Genomic DNA, 1021 nt, shown 5'->3' on the forward strand with positions numbered 1-1021 from the left:
GTTCTCTTTCTTTGCGGAAGCGGGTTCGTTGCGGAAGCGGGACGGACGATCCAGCGGGGGGCGGGTCAGCGGACGGCGCCCGCGGTGAGGCCGCGGACGATGAAGCGCTGGCCGAAGACCACCAGGGCGAGGGTGGGCAGCAGGGAGAGCACGACGCCGGCCAGGATCAGGCCCGGGTCGGCCATCTCGGAGTCGCGCAGCGAGGTGAGGCCGATCTGCAGGGTCTGCATGTTCGCCGTGCGGGTGATGATGAGCGGCCAGAAGTACTGGTTCCAGGCGGACAGGAACACGTAGATCGACAGCGCCGCCAGGGCCGGCTTGTTGAGCGGGACGACGATCCGCCACAGGAAGCGCCAGTGCCCGGCGCCGTCGATCCGGGCGGCGTCGCGCAGTTCGCCGGGCAGCTGCCGGAAGGCCTGGCGCAGCATGAAGGTGCCGAAGCCGGAGGCGAGGAAGGGCAGCACCAGGCCGAAGTAGGTGTTGCCGAGGCCCCAGTCGGACAGCGTCAGGTAGTTGGGGATGATGATGGCCTCCCACGGGACCATCAGCGTGGCCAGGAACACCGCGAACACCGCGGCCCGCGCCTTCAGCGGCAGGAAGACGAAGGCGTACGCGGCCAGGATCGAGGTGAACAGCTGGGCGAGGGTGATGGCGGTGGCGACGATCGCCGAGTTGGCGTACTGGCGGGCCAACGGGATCGTGTCCACGGCGCCGGAGAAGTTCCGCCCGGTGACCGAGTGCGGCACCAGCGCCGGCGGGTAGGAGGAGAGTTCGGACGGGTCCATGAAGGCGCCGACGATCGCGTAGTACACCGGGAAGGCCACGGTGACCACGGCGACGGCGAGCAGCAGGTAGACGGCGGCGCGGCCGAGCAGGTCGCGCGGGGAGCGCCCGGCGAACACCCGGGTGCGCGGGCGGGGCGCTTCGGTCTCACTGACGATGGTGGTCATGCGTAGTGCACCTTCCGCTCCAGGACGCCGAACTGGACGGCCGTGCAGGCGAGGACGACCACGAGCAGCAC

Annotated in this window: 1 protein-coding gene; it reads right to left on the bottom strand. The window is 69.9% G+C overall.

Annotation, left to right across the window (positions count from 1 at the left end; genetic code table 11):
- Positions 1-65: 65 nt before the first annotated feature.
- Positions 66-950 carry a carbohydrate ABC transporter permease gene (locus tag ACFQ87_RS46750; RefSeq protein WP_380617134.1) on the bottom strand — a complete coding sequence of 295 codons (885 nt, stop codon included), beginning with the start codon at positions 948-950 and terminating at the stop codon, positions 66-68.
- Between the last annotated feature and the right edge of the window lie 71 nt (positions 951-1021).

This window comes from Kitasatospora sp. NPDC056531, assembly GCF_042794375.1.
Lineage (GTDB): Bacteria > Actinomycetota > Actinomycetes > Streptomycetales > Streptomycetaceae > Kitasatospora.